This is a genomic window from Fontivita pretiosa (assembly GCF_050410795.1).
Classification (GTDB): Bacteria; Planctomycetota; Phycisphaerae; order Tepidisphaerales; family Tepidisphaeraceae; genus Fontivita; species Fontivita pretiosa.
This window is the reverse complement of record NZ_CP191258.1, coordinates 2,349,220-2,365,775: the sequence shown is the minus strand read 5'-3', so window position 1 is coordinate 2,365,775 and position 16,556 is coordinate 2,349,220. Positions and strand designations below refer to the sequence as shown.

At 65.9% G+C, this 16,556-nt stretch carries 13 protein-coding genes; 12 read left to right on the top strand and 1 reads right to left on the bottom strand.

All coding sequences use genetic code 11. The annotated features are described in order from the left end of the window. Positions 1-6: 6 nt before the first annotated feature. Entirely contained in the window at positions 7-1,230 is a 1,224-nt protein-coding gene (locus ACQS5P_RS09660; protein ID WP_428940680.1) for a XylR family transcriptional regulator, read from the bottom strand. Between the two features lie 122 nt (positions 1,231-1,352). On the opposite strand from ACQS5P_RS09660, the gene ACQS5P_RS09655 reads away from it, so the two are divergent. The 12 genes from ACQS5P_RS09655 to ACQS5P_RS09600 all read left to right on the top strand — a co-directional run bounded on the left by ACQS5P_RS09655 (position 1,353) and on the right by ACQS5P_RS09600 (position 16,553). Continuing rightward, positions 1,353-2,315, top strand: a complete 963-nt coding sequence (locus ACQS5P_RS09655; protein WP_428940679.1) for a nucleoside hydrolase — start codon at positions 1,353-1,355, stop codon at positions 2,313-2,315. A 355-nt stretch (positions 2,316-2,670) separates the two neighbouring features. Beyond that, positions 2,671-4,143, top strand: coding sequence for a glycosyltransferase family 39 protein (locus ACQS5P_RS09650; protein WP_428940678.1), 1,473 nt, complete (start codon positions 2,671-2,673; stop codon positions 4,141-4,143). 430 nt (positions 4,144-4,573) lie between these two features. Next, on the top strand, positions 4,574-5,554 hold the full coding sequence (locus ACQS5P_RS09645) for a tetratricopeptide repeat protein (RefSeq protein ID WP_428940677.1): 981 nt from the start codon (positions 4,574-4,576) through the stop codon (positions 5,552-5,554). Next, positions 5,551-6,363, top strand: coding sequence for a hypothetical protein (locus ACQS5P_RS09640; RefSeq protein ID WP_428940676.1), 813 nt, complete (start codon positions 5,551-5,553; stop codon positions 6,361-6,363). Before ACQS5P_RS09645 ends, ACQS5P_RS09640 begins: the two co-directional genes overlap by 4 nt. A 16-nt stretch (positions 6,364-6,379) precedes the next feature. Continuing rightward, positions 6,380-6,688: a hypothetical protein gene (locus ACQS5P_RS09635; protein WP_428940675.1), complete on the top strand. Its 309-nt coding sequence runs from the start codon at positions 6,380-6,382 to the stop codon at positions 6,686-6,688. Positions 6,689-6,699: 11 nt separating this feature from the next. Then, on the top strand, positions 6,700-9,210 hold the full coding sequence (locus tag ACQS5P_RS09630) for a tetratricopeptide repeat protein (protein WP_428940674.1): 2,511 nt from the start codon (positions 6,700-6,702) through the stop codon (positions 9,208-9,210). A gap of 334 nt (positions 9,211-9,544) precedes the next feature. Beyond that, entirely contained in the window at positions 9,545-10,432 is an 888-nt protein-coding gene (locus ACQS5P_RS09625) for a DUF502 domain-containing protein (RefSeq protein WP_428940673.1), read from the top strand. Between the two features lie 199 nt (positions 10,433-10,631). Beyond that, positions 10,632-10,979 (top strand): ribosome hibernation-promoting factor, HPF/YfiA family, encoded by a 348-nt coding sequence (gene hpf, locus ACQS5P_RS09620; RefSeq protein WP_428940672.1) that lies wholly within the window; start codon positions 10,632-10,634, stop codon positions 10,977-10,979. A 13-nt stretch (positions 10,980-10,992) separates the two neighbouring features. Beyond that, complete coding sequence (locus ACQS5P_RS09615; RefSeq protein ID WP_428940671.1) at positions 10,993-11,460, top strand: PTS sugar transporter subunit IIA; 468 nt, start codon at positions 10,993-10,995, stop codon at positions 11,458-11,460. A 96-nt stretch (positions 11,461-11,556) separates the two neighbouring features. Then, positions 11,557-11,838, top strand: a complete 282-nt coding sequence (locus ACQS5P_RS09610) for an HPr family phosphocarrier protein (protein ID WP_428940670.1) — start codon at positions 11,557-11,559, stop codon at positions 11,836-11,838. A 148-nt stretch (positions 11,839-11,986) separates the two neighbouring features. Further along, positions 11,987-13,723: a phosphoenolpyruvate--protein phosphotransferase gene (gene ptsP, locus ACQS5P_RS09605; RefSeq protein ID WP_428940669.1), complete on the top strand. Its 1,737-nt coding sequence runs from the start codon at positions 11,987-11,989 to the stop codon at positions 13,721-13,723. A 124-nt stretch (positions 13,724-13,847) separates the two neighbouring features. Further along, a complete protein-coding gene (locus ACQS5P_RS09600) occupies positions 13,848-16,553 on the top strand; it encodes an Rne/Rng family ribonuclease (protein WP_428940668.1) in 2,706 nt (901 codons plus the stop codon). The last annotated feature ends 3 nt before the right edge of the window (positions 16,554-16,556 follow it).

Below are 16,556 nucleotides of genomic sequence, written 5' to 3'. Positions count from 1 at the left end.
CGCAGGTCACTCCGCCAGGGCGTTGGCATGCGTTGCGGCGGGCATGGCCTGGGGATGTCCGCGGCGCGCGCCGGGCATGCGGTAGGATCCGGGTGTGACATCGAGCTTGGAGCGGAAGACGGCCGTCATGTACGCCTGGCTGCCAAAGCCGGCCTTCATCGCAATCGCCTTCAGTTCCAGATTGGTGCCGCTGAGCAGCTCGATGGCGCGGTTGATCCGCTGGCGGACGATCTCATCATTGATCGAGCTGCCCAGGAGCTTGCGGAATCGCCGCTCCAGCACGCTGCGCGACACGGGAACCTGACGGACGACGTCGCGGACGTTGATCCCTTCGCAGGCATTGTCACGGATGTATCGAAGCGCCGTGACCACGATCTGGTCTTCGATGGCCAGGATGTCGGTCGAGGCCCGCGCGTACACGCCCGCCGGCTCGATGTAGATCGGCTCTTCGGGCGGGGGTTGTCCGGACATGAGCCGGTCCAGCAGCGCCGCGGACTCGTAGCCGCGCTGGTGGTCGTTGATGATGACGCTGGAAAGCGGCGGGGAAGTGATGCGGCAGATCGGCTCGTCGTTGTCGGCGCCCAGGACCGCGATCTCCTCCGGCACGCGCACGCGCGCCCGCAGGCAGGCCTCCAGGAACTGCTGGCCCTGAAGGTCGGTGCTGGTCATCACTCCCGCCGGTCGCGGCAGCGAGTTGATGAACTGCACCATCGCCTGCTGCTGCTGCTCCCAGCTCTGGGGTCCGCCGGCTTCCGGCAGCGGCTCGACGCTGAACACCTGGCAGTCGAACCCGCGCTCGCGCACCGCCTGCACGAAGCCGTCGCGACGATCTTCCGACCAGAAGAATCCGGGAAACACACAGAAACCAAAATGGCGGAACCCGCGCTCCAGCAGATGCTCGGCCCCCATCCGCCCGATCGAGCGGTCGTTGGCATGAACCAGCGGAATGCCCGGCTGGCGCACCCGACCGGCCACGTCCACTATCGGCAGACGCTTGTCCAGAAGGAGCTGGCGGTTGAGGTCGTCGATGGCGGCGATGATGCCGTCGCCCTTCCAATGCTCCAGCCAACTGTCCAGCGACTTCTGAACCCGCGCCGGCTTGAGGTACAGCGCCCAGGGCTCGTGTTCCTGAATGTATTGCGCCACGCCGGTGAGCATCTGCCGCCGGGGGGCTTCCACCGCCTCGACGATCAGTGCCACGTGACGGGTTTTTCGGTTCAGATCAGACATGGCGATCGTCCAATCTTTGCCGTTGCGACGGCGAGGATCAAGCAACCGGCCTTTTGGAAGTGCCGTTTTCAATCCTGGCCATCCTTCAGGCGTTGCGGTCTACATGCAGTAGAATCCCGCCCATGCCCCGGACACTGCTGATCGATACAGACACAGCCTCGGACGATGCGGTGGCGCTGATCATGGCGCTGCGATGCCCGCAGGTGCGCGTCGCCGCGATCACCGTCGTCAGCGGCAACGTCCCGCTGCCGCAGGGGGTTGCCAACGCGCTGTACACGGCGCAGCTTTGCGGGGCGGATGTTCCGGTCTTTGCCGGCTGCGCGCGACCACTGCTGCGCGAGCCGGCGCATGCCCAATGGTTCCACGGCCGCGACGGACTGGGCGACATGAACTACCCGCCGCCGCGCATCCAGGCCCGGCCGCAGCACGCCATCGATGCGATCATCGACACGATCCGCACGAATCCGGGCATCGAGCTGGCCACGCTGGGGCCGCTGACGAACCTGGCGCTGGCGATCTTACGCGAGCCGTCGATCGTGCAGAGCGTCAGCCGCTGCATCGTGATGGGAGGCAACCCGTGCTGCGAGGGAAACGTCACCCCCGCCGCCGAGTACAACATCTGGTGCGACCCGGAGGCGGCGCGGATCGTGCTCCGCAGCGGATTGCCGATCGAGCTGGTCGGCTGGCAGCTCTGCCGCGGCCAGGCCGTCCTGCGGGAGCACGAGATCGAGCAGTTCCGTGCGCTGGGCACGGAGCTGGCGCGATTCTGCATCGACTGCAACCGCACGGCGATGCAGGCCTATCGCATACAGACCGGCGAGATCGGGATCGCGCTGCCGGACCCGGTGGCGATGGCGGTGGCACTGGATCCATCCATCGCGATTGACAAGTCCGATCACCTCGTCGAAGTCGAGACCGCCAGCGAGCTGACCCGGGGAATGACCGTGGTCGATCGGCTCAACGTCAGCGGCGACGAGCGAAACCGCGGCGCGTGGGGTGATCCCGGCCAGCGGCGGCGAACGACGGTCGTGTGGCAAATCGACGTGCCCAGGTGGAAGCAGCTTCTGCGACGGGCGATAGAGTAGGCTGTGCCCGCTTCCCATACTGCGGGAGACCGCCGCCGTCCCCGCTCCGGTACTGTGGGAGAGCATCGCTGTATCCCCTCTCCCGGTACTGTGGGAGAGTACCGCTGTATCCCCTCTCCCGGTACTGTGGGAGAGTACCGCACTGCCCCCGCTCCGGTACTGCGAGAGAGCGCCGCTGTGTCCCCTCTCCCGGTACTCCAGGAGAGCATCGCAGTGTCCCCTCTCCCGGTACTCCGGGAGAGGGCTAGGGTGAGGGTTCTGTTCAATGTCGGAGATCCCGTCAAATTCGCAGAAGATTCCGCTCTGCTGCCCTGTGCCTGAGCACAGGCAAAGTTGCTGGAAGCACGAGCTTTCGTTGCTGCTGCTCATTCTGGCTGTCGGCGCGGCGCTGCGGATCGCCCGGATCGACTTCGACAGCCTCAGCTTCGACGAACAGTGGCATCTGGAGCTTTCCACGGGGCGGGGATCGCCGCACGTGCGCCTGCCGGAGGATGTGGTGATCCCCGATGCGCCGGCGGTGACGTCGCTGGCGGGCGCGCCGCCATGGTACAGCGTGTGGACCAACATGGACTTCGTCGTCCACCCGCCGCTGTACTGCACGCTGCTGCGGATCTGGCGGGAGGCGTTTGGCGAAGGCGACATCGCCGCCCGATCGTTCTCCATCGTCTGCTCGCTGGTCGCGATCGCACTGCTGTTCGTGGCGCTGCGGATGAGTTTCGGGCTGGGCGTGGCATTCTGGGCCGCGTCGATCCTGGCGGCGGCGCCGACGCAGGTCCTGCTGGCGCAGCAAGTGCGCGGATACATGCTTCTGGCGGCACTGGGCATGGGCGCGATCGTCGCGCTGCTTGGTCTGGAACGCGGGGCAAGGGCGTCGCTCGTCGCTGCCGCGAGCATGGCCCTGTGCGTGCTCGGGATGATGTTGACGCACTATTTCGCGATCGGCGCCGCGGCGGCCATGGGGGTCTGGGTGCTGCTTCGACTCCGCGGCGCAAAGCTCCGTTATGCCATCACGTGTCTTTTCATCGCAGCCGTCGTCTATCTCATCATCTGGGGCCCGTTTCTCTGGCGGCAGCGCGACTTGGTGGGGGCCACCGCCGATCCGTGGCTTGTGGAACGATCGGAGAATCACCTCGTGCTGACGCTGGATCGCCTGGCGAAGTGGCCGCTGCGGTTCATCGTCGATCCCGGCGAGGAGTCGGCGATCGGCTGGCTTGGGGCGGTGGTGCTGGTCGCGCCGCTGTTTGTGCTCGGCAAGGATCGGCGGCTACAGTTGTGGATGCTGTGGCTTGCCGGAACGCTGTGGTGGGTGGCTTGTCTGGATCTGCTCCGGGGCACGCGACAGCTTCAGTTTGTCCGATACGTCTCTCTTGCCGCCCCGGCGGTGGCGGGGCTGATCGCGGCGCTGGCCGCCCGCCTGCCGCGGCCGCTCCATCACGCCACGCCCGCTCTGATCGTCCTGATCGCCCTGGCATGCTGGAAGTACGCGTACGTCTCGGAAGAACCCGACTGGCGAAAGCTCGGACAGATCATCGACCAGCATGTCCATCCCGGCGAGGCGATCGTCTTCTATCACGGCACGCAGGCCGAGTGGTTTGATGAGATCCTTTACCTGGGCTCGGCCCATTACTCGCGACAATTTCCTCGGACGATCGTGAGACTTTCCAGGCCCGCCTCGCCGCAACTCGTGGCGCAGCTTCCGGGCGAAACGGCGTGGCTGGTGTCGTGGCAGCTTGGGACGGATGTATCGAACGTGCTGCCGGGGACGCGCGTCATCGAGCGATACGAGGTGCCGAACCTGGCGATTTGCACCCGGGTGAGGATCCGGTGATCCTCCGCGCAAGCGAAAGCGAGGTTAAACCCTCGCTCGGTACGATCCGCATCCTCTGCCGAGCCCGTCACGGAATACCGGCGGCGGTTTTGCGTATCACGTACGTCCCGCCTGTCGTTTATACACAGCTTGGACCACCTGCGCTTTTCGCTCAGACTGGCAGGCGCGTGCGATGAAAGCCCAGACGAGCCAATTGTGACATGGCCGTCCCGGCCATGCAGGGTGCGATCGAGTTCGAAAGTCCGCTCTCCGGGCTGTTTTCATGACGCCATGCCACTCAGCACGGGGGGCGCCCGTGACACAAGCGAGACGCCGAGACACAGGCCGGCATGTCCCGCTGCGATCGGGGAATCCGGGCACGCCTGCTGAAACCCCGCTGGTGTGTGCGCATTGGACGGATAGCCCGTTTCGGATAGGCTGTCGGGTTGCGATGGAGCCGACGACACAGACAGCGGAATCGCCGTTTCTGGATGTTCCGGCGATGCTGGAACAGAGCCTGCCGCGGCCGGCGCCGCTGCGGCTGTGGCAGGTGCTGGGCGTGTTCCTGCTGGTGGTGATGCTCAGCACGTACCTGAGCAGCCGGGGCGGACAGTTGGCGGCGACGGTCAGCGCGCTGTCGGCGCTGACGATGATGGGGCTGCTGGCCGGACTGGTGGCGCTGTCGATGACGATGGTCCGCCGGGCACGCGCCGAACAGGCTCAGCTTGTGGCGATCGAGGAGCTGGTCCGGCTGCGGCGCTGGCCGGAGGCGGCGGACATGCTCCAGCAGATGCTCACCCGCCCCACGCGCACGCCGCAGGGACGGGCACAGGCGTTGATTTTCCTGACGGCGGTGCTGGCCCGGTACAACCGTTTTGAGGACGCGATTGCGGTGCAGAACTACCTGCTGGAGACCACTCCGCTGGACGGAGGCACGGCGCACGGGCTGCGGCTGGCGCGGGTGATGGCGATGCTTCGCGAGGATCATCTGTTCGATGCCGACCGGGCCATCAACGAGCTTCGGCGGCAGGTCACCCGCGCCGGACGCGCCCGCAACGAGGCCGCCGCCGAGCTGGCCGGCACCGAGCCGCAGGAACCGCAGGATCCGCAAACGCTGTCGGCGGGGCTGGCACTGATTGAAATCTACCGCGACGTGAAGACGGGACACCCGGCGGAGGCGATCGAGCTGTTCAACCAGACGCTGCCGACGCTGCGGGAACAATTCGGGCATCGCGTCGCCGACGCCTGGGCGCTGGTGGCCAGGGCGTATGACATGCTCGGGCGCGACGTCGAGGCGGCGGCGGCTTACGAGAAGGCGACGCTGCTTCAGCCTGCGGCGGAACTGCATCGTCGATACCCGGAGACGGCGACGCTGGCGGACAAGTACCGGGCGGCAACGGCGCCGGGACCGCTGCAAGGGGGGGCGGCATGATCTCCGCCGAACATGCCATCACCCGCACCCGCCGCGACCTGGTGCTGGGAACCGCCGTGAAATGGACGCTGCTGGCGACGGCGGTGCTGGCGGTGCTGCTTCAGCCGATCCTGGGTCCGGGCAGCAACGCCGCCACCGCGCTGCTGTTTGTCGTCGGTGCCGTCTGGATCGTGCTGACGTACCGGAGCATGCGGAGTTCGCGTCTGGCGGCCGATTCGTCCTCGCTGATCGCCGCCGGGCAGTTCGACGCCGCCGAACAGCAGATCGCCCAGGGCGTGCGCTCTTTTTCGATCTCGCGCATGGTGAAGCTGATGAACCTGCATCAGCTTGCGATGCTGCGGCACGCGCAGAACCGCTGGCAGGAATCGGCGGCGCTGTGCCGCGCGGTGTTGCGGCAAAAGGCCGCCGAGCAAGGTGAGATGGGTCGATCCAGCCGGCTGATGCTGGCCGAGGCGCTGCTGGAGCTGGGCGACCTGCACGGAACGTACCAGAACCTGATGAAGCTGTACGAGCAGCGGCTGACGCTGCGCGAGGCATTGAGCCTGCTGGGGGTGCAGTTGGACTACATGGCGCGGGTCGGGGCGTGGCAGGCGATGATGAGCGGCCTGCCGCAGCGCGTGGAGCTGGCGGAGTTGCTGCCGACGATGCCGGCGGCGAAGGCGCAGGCGTTGCTGGCGCTGGCGGCCAGGCGTTGCGGGCGAGGCGACTGGGCACAGTGGCTGCGGCGTCGCGTCGAGCTGCTGGTGGATGTGCAGGCGCTGTGCGCCCAGCGGCCGATGTTATGGGAACTGTGGCGAAGCGAGGAGTGACATGGAGGTCTGCGGGATGCTGTGGAAGTTGTCGATGATGATGGGGACCACGGTGGCGGTGTCGCTGGTGGTGGTGGGGCTGTGGTGCTGGGGCGCGGCAGCGGCGCTGGCCCGGGGCACCGCCGAGCCGGCCATGGCGCTTTGGGCGGTGCGAAGCGGGGCGGTGGCGGCGCTGGCGGCGGCGCAGGTGCTGGGCATGAGCTGCCTGGTTGGACTGTTTTATCCCCGCGGGCGGGGCAGCGAAATGATCAGTCTGGCCGCGGGATTCGTCTGCACCGTGGCGCTGCTGGGGGCAATCCTGCTCGGATGGGTCAGTCGAGGTTGAGGATGAAACGCATGCGAATCGATCGTCGCAGATGGCTGGTTGGTCTGGTGTGCATGGCAGTGGCGATGGGCGCTGTGGCGGCGGCGCAGCAGCCGGAGCCGTCCAAGCCGTCGCTGGAGGAGATCTCCGGCAATGGCGCGATGGCCGAGCGGTTGGCGCAGATGGCGCAGATGTCGCTGGGCGGGAGCAAGACGATCGCGCCGGCGATGCTGCGACACAGCGCGGCGTTGCTGGAGGCGGCCTGCCGGCTCAAGCCGACCGAGCCGCGGTTCCCGCACCTGCTGACCGAGGCGTATTTGCAGTTGGGCGGGGACGATGGGCGCGCCGGCGCCATCGCGGCGCTGGGGCGATACCTGTCGCTGTGCCCCGACGACGTGCCGGCGCAAATCCAGTTGATCGACCTGCACGCCAGCCAGATGCAGACCGCCGACCAGCGGATGAGGTACCTTGAGCAGATACGCGGCACCGAGCGGCTTTCGCCGCAGGTCCGGGCACACGCGGCGGTGCTGGCGGCGCGCGTGGCGGCGGAACGCTCGGCCTACGAGCACTCGCGCCAGCTTGTGGCCGAGGCGCTGAAGCTGCACCCGCTCAGCCCCGAGGCGCTGCAAATGCAGTATCAGCAACTGCCCCCCGACGCCACGCCGGTGGACCGCGCCAAAGTCCTGCTGGTGATGCTGCGCAGCAACCCCGCGCAGCCAGGGGCGATGACGGAGCTGGCCGGGGTGCTGGCCGACGGCGGGCTGGTCGATCCGGCGCTTCAGTGGTTCGGCCTGGGCTTCGGCCTGTCGCAGCGGATGTCGATCCCGGCGGACCTGGGGCAGTTCACCGCCTACGCCGCCGAACTGGTGATCGCCGACCAGCTCAAGCAGGCTGAGGATTTCGTGCAGAAGCTGCTTCAGCGGGATGCGACCAACGCGGACGCGGCGTTTCTGGGGCTGCTGATCGCCCGGCGCGGGGGCAACGCCGAGGCCATCTCCGCCGCCGCCGAGCAGGTCCGTGCCGCACTGCTGACGCGACTGAGCCAGACCGGCAAGGCGCTGGCCGGCGAGACGGTGCAGCCCACCACGCAGCCCAGCACCGACGTAAACATCGAAGCGGATGTGAAGAAGATTCAGCAGACCGCCAACAGCGAGCTGGGATCGATTTACGCCTCTGGGCTGGCGGACCTGGCGTGGCTGGAGATTTACTTCAATCAGAAACCCGCCGACGCACAGCCGTATCTGACGGCGCTGCGGCAGATCCTGCCGGCCGACAGCGCCACCATCGCCCGGCTGGAAGGCTGGGGTTACCTGATCGAGGGCAAGTTGGATGAGGCGAAGGTGAAGCTGTCGGCGGTGGCGGATCGCGACCCGCTGGCGCGGCTGGGAATCCTGAAGATCGAGTCGCGTGATCCTGCGGCGGCGGAAAGCATCACCGTCGGCGCACGCAACCTGCTGATGGAGCATTCTTCGGGGTTGCTGGGGGCGATGCTCATCGAGGCGCTGCGCGATCGCGTCGGGCTGATGCCCATCTCCCCGGTTGGCGCCCAGCTCCGCGCCGAGCTCGACCAGTTCCCCAAGGACTGGCTGGACCTGCTGGATCTGGCCAGGGCCAGCCGCTTCTACAACCTCAAGGCCGAGACCGCCAAGGTCGCGCACAGCTACGGCGAGCCGATGATCGCCACCGTCACGATCACCAACCTCAGCAGCTACGACCTGACGATCGGACCGAACGGCGCCATCCGCCCGGATCTGTGGGTGGATGTTCAGATCAAGGGTCTGGCCCAGCAGTTCATTGCGGGAGTGGCCTACGAGCGGATGGGCCAGCAGGTGCTGCTGAAGCCCAAACAGTCGATCAGTCAGAGTTTCCGGATCGATCAGGGTCCGCTGGCGGTGCTGATGACGCGCAACCCGCAGGTGGAGTTGCCGCTGTTTTTCAGCATCGTGACCAACCCGCTGTCGCAGCAGGGCGGTATCGCGCCCGGCCCGTGCGGGCAGCGGCAGCAGTTCGCGAAGGTGGTCACGCGGACCGCGGCGCCGCTGAGTCCGCAGAATGTGCAGGCGCAGATCGCCAAACTGCTTTCGGGAACCGCCGAGGAGCGCATTCGCACGCTGGAGCTGCTGGGGACATACGCCGCGGCGCTGCGCGGGCAGAACGAGCCCAGCCTCCAGGGCACGGCCACTGAAATCACGGATGTGATCCGCAAGAGCACGGGGGACCGCGTGCCCGCGGTTCGCGGGGCGGCGATGTTCGTCACCGCCCAGCTTGCCGATGCAACCGTCCGCGAGGGGATCCTGCGGCAGATGCTCATCGACGAGCAGTTCCCGATCCGGGTGACGGGGCTGGCGGCGATCCAGATGCTCGAGCCGGCCAGGCGCAAGGAGCTGGCCGCCACCGTCGCGAACGGCGACGCCGACGAGCTGGTCCGCAAGCTGGCCGCCAGCGTGATCGAGGTGGCTGATCTTCCTCCGCCGAGCACTCAACCGCAGGAGGAGCAACCCGCCGGAAGCACGACGCAACCGACCGCCGGCGGCACGCCGTAGGCCAGGCAGAATGGCTTGACCACGCCGTCATCAAGCGCATAACTCGGCCACAGGGGTTGCGACCTGCCGCTGACCAGCGTTCGGACGCCCCTGGCCTGCGAATAGGGGCACGGTTGGCGTGTGCCGCAAATGCGCCGCGTGGCCTAGAATGTGCCGGATGCGCTGAAGCTGTCGGCGTCGGGGCAGCGTTGATCTTTGAGGTCGGGGCGGGTATTAGAACGGGTTGGTGAATCCAGTGGTCTTTTCCCGCATGGGCCGCGGCTTCGACGGCTTGTGCGCCCCGGGGAGTGTCCGGGGCCGCGGCGCGTTTTGACATTGGGGTGCTGGTGAGCCGGTGAGTTTCCGCGGCGACGAACAATCGCAATCCAACCGCAGGCCCGAGCCGCAGCGGGTCACCTTTACCGAGGATTTCAAGCGGTTTTTCATGCGCGGCCTGGCGGCTTTGCTGCCGACGCTGATCACCATCGCCATCATCTGGTACATCCTCAACTTCCTGTGGAATTCGGTGGGATGGTACCTGATCCAGTTGATCAAGCAGGTGTGGCTGGGGCTGGTCAACGCGGGGCTGGTACAGCCCACCAGCGCCGGCCACATCGGACGGGTTTGGGGAGAGGAGCAGTTGCACACGCGGGTGGTGGGTGTGCTGCTGGCGATCGTGCTGATCTACATTCTGGGGCTGCTGGTCGGCAACCTGATCGGGCGAACGTTCTGGAAGATCCTGGAAAATGCGGTGATGAAGATCCCGATCGTTCGAGCGATCTATCCGGCGGTGAAGCAGGTCACAGACTTTCTGCTCAGCGACCGGACGCAGCAGTTTCGCGCCAGCCGGGTGGTGGCGATTCAGCCACACGAACGGGGGATCTGGTCGATAGGACTGGTGACCGGAGAAGGGCTTGGGGCGATGAACCAGGCGACCGGTCAGGAAATGGTGATGGTGTTTCTGCCGAACAGTCCGGCGGCGTTCAGCGGCTATGTGGTGGTGGTGCCCCGCAACGAGGTGGTGGAACTGCCGTTGACGGTGGAGGAGGCGATGCGGCTGTTCGTCAGCGGCGGGGTGATTGTGCCGGGCAGCGAGATCGAGGTAGGAGGGCGTCGGATCGCATTTCAGTCGTCGCGACCGCCCCGCGAGCAGGTATGCGAGGCGGAGATTTCCGGGGAGGCGCCGGTGTCGCGCGAGTCGCAGCAGCCGGCGCCGCAGTCGCCCAACGCTCCGGCGGCATGAGGGCGGCGGGCGGTTGGCGCGGGATTCGGCGGGGGACGGTTTTGCGGTAGAATGACCGGGGTGATGGACGGCAGGTGGGCCTCAACAGCCGTGGGCCGGGCCAGAGCCGGGCGTCAAGGCGTCGCGTCGGGGCGCGGGCGAGAATGGAACCTCACGGGAACCCAAACGGGACCAGAGCATCGGTCCGGAAGGAGCAATCGTGATCGTCGTGGTTTCTTCGCGTCACATGGACGTCAGCGCACCGTTGAAGGCGTATGCCGAGCAGAAGGCCGCCAAGCTGACCAAGTATTACGATCGGATTCAGGAGATCGAGGTGATTTTCGATGCCGGGAAGGACTCGATGTTCGTGGAGATGATCGTCAATGCCGAGCATCGGAACATGTTCATCGCGCGGCACACGGGGGCCGACGCCTACGCGGGGGTGGATGGATGTATCGACAAGCTGGAGAGGCAACTGACGGATCACAAGGAGAAGTTCCGCAACCGCAAGCATCCTGCCGGGGAGGACAAGCGCGAGATTCGCATCGCGATGCCGGAAACCGACTGAAACGAGCAGACTTATGAAGCTGAAGGAATTCATCGTAACTGAGGCGATCGTGCCGGAGCTGAAGGCCAGCGACCGGGATGGCGCGATCCGTGAGCTGGTGGAGTCGCTGTCGCAGGCCGGGGCGTTGCCCGCGTCGGTGATTGACGAGGTGGTGGCGGCGCTGGTCAAGCGCGAGCAGAACGGCTCGACGGGGTTCGGCAAGGGGGTGGCGGTTCCGCACGTGAAGCACCCGAAGATCAGGAAGATGGTCGGCACGATCGGGCGCAGCAGCAGCGGGATCGACTTTGCCGCCCTGGATCATCAGCCGGTCTACAGCATCGTGCTGCTGCTGAGCCCGGAGAACCAGCCGCAGCAGCACCTTCAGGCGATGAACATCATCTTTTCCAACCTTCAGAAGGACATGTTCCGCCGATTTCTGCGGCAGAGTACCACGCGACAGGCGATCAGCGACCTGCTCGACGAGGCGGACCAAGGAAAGTAAAGGAAGGGCAGAGGGATGAGGGCACAACAGAAGAAGCGGCGGTAGGCGAGTCTGCTTCTTCTGCCCCCTGCCCGCCGCCTTCTGCCCTCGCTTCACATGCCCAAAGCCTCGCGCGAGATTGTGGTAAGCAACAAGCTGGGTTTGCATGCCAGGCCGGCCATGCAGTTCGTGGACCTGGCCAACCAGTTCTCCAGCCGGATCACCGTGTACAAGGGCGGTGAGGAGCCCGCGGAGGCGGATGGCAAGAGTGTGATGCAGATGATTATCCTCGCGGCGATGCCGGGCACGCCCATCCGCATCGAAGCCGAAGGCGAGGATGCGGAGCAGGCGGTCGCGAAGCTGGCCGAGCTGTTTGAGAACAAGTTTGGAGAAGAGTAGAGGAAAGGATCAAGGATGAAGGATGAAGGATGAGTCCAGGTCGGACGGATGAGAGCAGCCGGCCGGGCCGGCAGAAGTTTTGCGCGGCGCCTGGGGTTCTCGGCCTGATCTTCGTCCTTCATCCTTCGGCCTTGATCCTTGGATTTCGATGGAGATCAAAAAGGGCATCGGCGTTTCTCCCGGGGTGGTGATCAGCACGGCGGTCGTGCTGGACGCCGAGAACCTGGTCATCCCCAAGCGTCGCGTTGCGCCCGAAGAGGTTCCCAAGGAGATCGAGCGTTTCGGCAAGGCGGTTGCCGCCACCATCGTCGAACGCCAGAAACTCCGCGACGAGCTGACGGCCAAATACGGCAAGCAACTGGGGGCGATCTTCGATTTTCACATGGGTCTGCTCAAGGACCCGACGCTGAGCAACCAGGTCAACGAGGAGATCCGCACGCAGCAGGTGACCGCCGAGTACGCCGTCAGCACGGTGATGCGGCGTTATGCGGCGATGTTCCAGCAGATGCCTGCGCATTTCGCCGAGCGGGTCAAGGACATTTACGATCTGGAGCGGAGCCTGCTGCGGAACCTGATCGGGCAGCGTCACTCGGACCTGACGCATCTGGAGCAGGACGTGGTGGTGATCGCTCACGACCTGCTGCCCAGCCAGACCGCGGCGCTGGACAAGACGCACGTTCGCGGGTTTGCCACGGATGTGGGGGGGCGGACCAGTCACACGGCGATCGTGGCCCGGGCGCTGGGGATTCCGGCGGTGGTGGGGCTGGGCAATATCACCGCCGAAGTCAGCGGGGGGGACACGGTGATCATCGACGGCACGCGCGGGGTGGTCATCGTCAATCCCGATCCGGAGCAGATCGCCCAGCATCGCGAGTATGAGCGTGCCCAGCTTCGTCTGGAGAGCGAGCTGGCGATGCTGCGCGACCTGCCGGCGCAGACGCTGGACGGGCATATCGTCAGCCTGCTGGCGAACATCGAGTTTCCCGAGGAGATCGACGACGCGCTGCTCCGCGGCGCCGAGGGCATCGGGCTGTATCGCACGGAGTTTCTGTATCTGGCGTCGGATCACGAGCCGTCGGAGGAGGAACATTACGCCGCCTACACCGACGCCACGCGGCGGCTGGGGGGCCGGCCGCTGGTCATCCGCACGCTGGATCTCGGCGCCGACAAGTACACGCAGGAGCGTTCGCCGGCCCCGGAGCGCAACCCGTTTCTGGGGGATCGCTCGATCCGCATGTGCCTGCACGATATCCCGATGTTCAAGCGGCAGTTGCGCGCGATCCTGCGCGCCAGCGTCACCGGGGATGTGCGGATCATGTTCCCCATGATCAGCACGCTGATGGAGCTTCGGCAGGCTAAAATGATACTGAATGACGTGATGGAGGAGATGGACGACGAGGGGTTGCCGTATCGACGCGACATCCCCATCGGGATCATGATCGAGGTGCCCTCCGCCGCCATCATGGCCAACAGCTTCGCCAAGGAAGTGAACTTTTTTTCCATCGGGACCAACGACCTGATCCAGTACACGCTGGCGGTGGATCGCACCAACGAGCGAGTGGCGGGGCTGTTCTGTCCGGCGCATCCAGCGGTGCTGACGCTGATCCGCGACGTGATCCGCGCCGGGGCGCGCAACGGCATCGGGGTGAGCGTCTGCGGTGAAATGGCCGGCGAGCCGCTGTACACTCTGTTGCTCCTGGGGCTGGGACTGACCACGTTCAGCATGAACGGCCCGGACATTCCGGAGGTCAAGAAGGTCATTCGTTCCACGACGATGGAACATGCGCGCAACGTGGCGCGAAAGGTCATGAGCTTCGACAGCGAACGGCAGGTCATGCATTACCTGCGAGAGGAAACACGCAAGATCATTCCAGAGGCATTTTGATGGAGTTGAAGGCACACAGGCACGAAATCACGCAGGCACGAAGGTAGAGCGGCCCTGCTCCGTTCCCATCGTGCCCCGGTGTCTCTTGACCTGCCTGCCTCCTCAGTTTTCTATGGCAAAAGAAATGTTGATCAACGTCTCGGAGGGCGAGGAATGCCGAATCGCTCTTCTGGAAGACGGCAAACTTGAAGAACTGTACATGGAGCGGGCCAGCTCCACGTCTCATGTCGGCAACATCTACAAGGGACGTGTGACCAATGTCGAGCCTTCGATCCAGGCGGCGTTCGTCGATTTCGGGCTGGGTCGCAACGGCTTTCTGCACATCTCCGACCTGATGCCGAGCTACTTCGGGAAGAAAGGGGGGGACGTGACCGAGGCCGTCGGACGGAAAATGGCGCGGCGGGACCGCCCGCCGATCCAGCGCTGCCTGCGCCGAGGCGATGAGATCACCGTCCAGATCATCAAGGAAGGCATCGGCACCAAAGGCCCGACCCTCACCACCTACCTGAGCATCCCGGGGCGAATCCTGGTGATGATGCCCGGGATGAGCAAGTTCGGCATCAGCCGCAAGATCGAGGACGAGGAGGAGCGCCGCCGCCTGCGCGCTATCCTGGATCAGCTCAAGCCGATCCAGGACGTCGGCTTCATCATCCGAACCGCGGGCGTGGGCAAAACCAAGACCGAAATCGAACGCGACCTGAAATACCTCACCCGGCTGTGGGAGAACATCCAGAAGAAGATGAAGCAGCCGGCCCCGGTCGAGCTGTACACCGAAGGCGACCTGGTCACCCGCACCGTCCGCGACGTATACAGCTCGGACATCGAACGGATCGTGGTGGACAACAGGGACGTGGCCAGGCGGATCAAGGAGTTCTTCAAGATCGCGATGCCGCGGACGAAAAACAAGGTGGAGCTGTATGAGGAGCCGATTCCGCTGTTTCACAAATACGGCATCGAGCACGAGATCGAGAAGATGTACAGCCGGCACGTGCCGCTGCCCAGCGGCGGGTCGCTGGTGATCGATTCCACCGAGGCGATCGTCGCCATCGACGTCAACAGCGGCAAGTTCCGCGACCATGCCGACGCGGAGATGACCGCCTTCAAGACCGACCTGGAGGCCGCCGACGAGATCCCGCGGCAGCTTCGTCTGCGTGACCTGGGCGGGGTGATCATCTGCGACTTCATCGACCTGCGGTACGAACGGCACCGCCGCGAGCTGGAAAAAAGGCTGCACGAAAACCTCAAGAAGGATCGCGCCAAGACCAAGGTCCTGCGGATGAGCCAGTTCGGCATCATCGAAATGACCCGCCAGCGCATGCGCCCGAGCCTGAAGCGCTCGATCTACTTCGACTGCCCGCACTGCAAAGGCTCGGGGCTGGTCAAGACCCCTGAGAGCATGAGCCTGGACGTGATGCGGAAGCTGGCGATCGCGGTTCACGACCAGCGGGTGGTGCGCGTGGAGCTGAGCGTGTGCCCGGATGTGGCGTTTTACCTGCTGAACCGCAAGCGGGCGCAGTTGGCCAACATGGAGCAACAGACCGGCAAGCGGATCATCGTTCATCACGATGCGCAGCTTGGTCTGGACGAGCTGCGGCTTCAGTTGTTCGACAGCCGCGAGGGGCTGGTGTACCTGGAATCGCTGGGGATGAGCCCGCACGATCAGTACGCGCCGACGGTGGTGCGATCCGCCGGAGCTTTGCCTGCGCCAGCGGGGCGTCGGGAGGATCGTCGTGGCGGATCGGGGCGCGACCAGCGTCGTGGCGGATCGCAGTCGCTGCGGCGATCGGAGACTGCGGCGACAGCGCAGCCCCAGCGCCGGGATTCGGACCAGGCCGCCGCCGAAGCCGAACGATACCGCGCCGAGCTGGAGGATCAGGACGAGCTGGAAAGCGCCGCCGACGCCGTCGAGGAGCGTGAGGAGGTGCGTGCCGCCGCCGCCGTTTCTGGTCCGGCCCCGGCCCTGGCTTCAGCACCGACGGAAAGCTCGGAAAGGGACCTGCCCCCGCCACCGGAGCAGCATGTGGTCGAGCTGGACGATGCCGTCGAGCCGATCGGGGAGGCGCCATCCGCGGTGGAGGATGAGCCTGAGTTTGGCGAGGGCGGCGGTCGTCGTCGGCGTCGTCGACGTCGCGGTCGCCGCGGGCGGGGACGCAATGGCAATGGCGGCAACGGCGGTGCTCAGCCGGCGATGAGCGCCGAAGAATCCCCCGCCGGGCAGGACGATGCAGCAGTCGAGGTCGAGTCGGCCGGAATGCGGCAATCGCCACAGTCGTCGGATGAGCCGCTGGTGGAGGCATCAGCGGAGCCGGCGATGGACCCGGACGACGCGCCCGAGCCGGGCAACGAGAAGTATCCGCCTGAGGATTCGAGCACGGGGGCACAGGAAGGCGAGCAGCCGCGGCGGCGCCGTCGTCGGCGCGGCGGGCGTCGCCACCGCCGGCGCCGCGAACGCGCCGCCGCCGAATCGCAGGCCAATGGCCAGTCCCAGCCCGAGGCTGGCAGCCAGGCCTCTGCTGCGCAGACTTCCGGCGGGATCGATGCACCTGCCGCGGACGGGCCGCGGTCGCAGCCGCGGGAACCGGAAGCGGGCGATGAGCCGTCGTCGGTCGGCGGGCGCGCCACGCCGCAGCGGATCCCGCCTCGCAACAATGAGCAGCCGGCAAAGTCCCCGAATGACTCGACCACGCCCCCGACCGCGCCTCCGCAGGTCGTGCGTACCGGATCGACCGACCGGCATCTGGTGCATACGGACGAGCCGGTGGCCCCCGAGCCGCCGCGGCGCCCCCGAACGTATCGCGATCTGGACACGATCCCCGACGATCTGGATTGATCT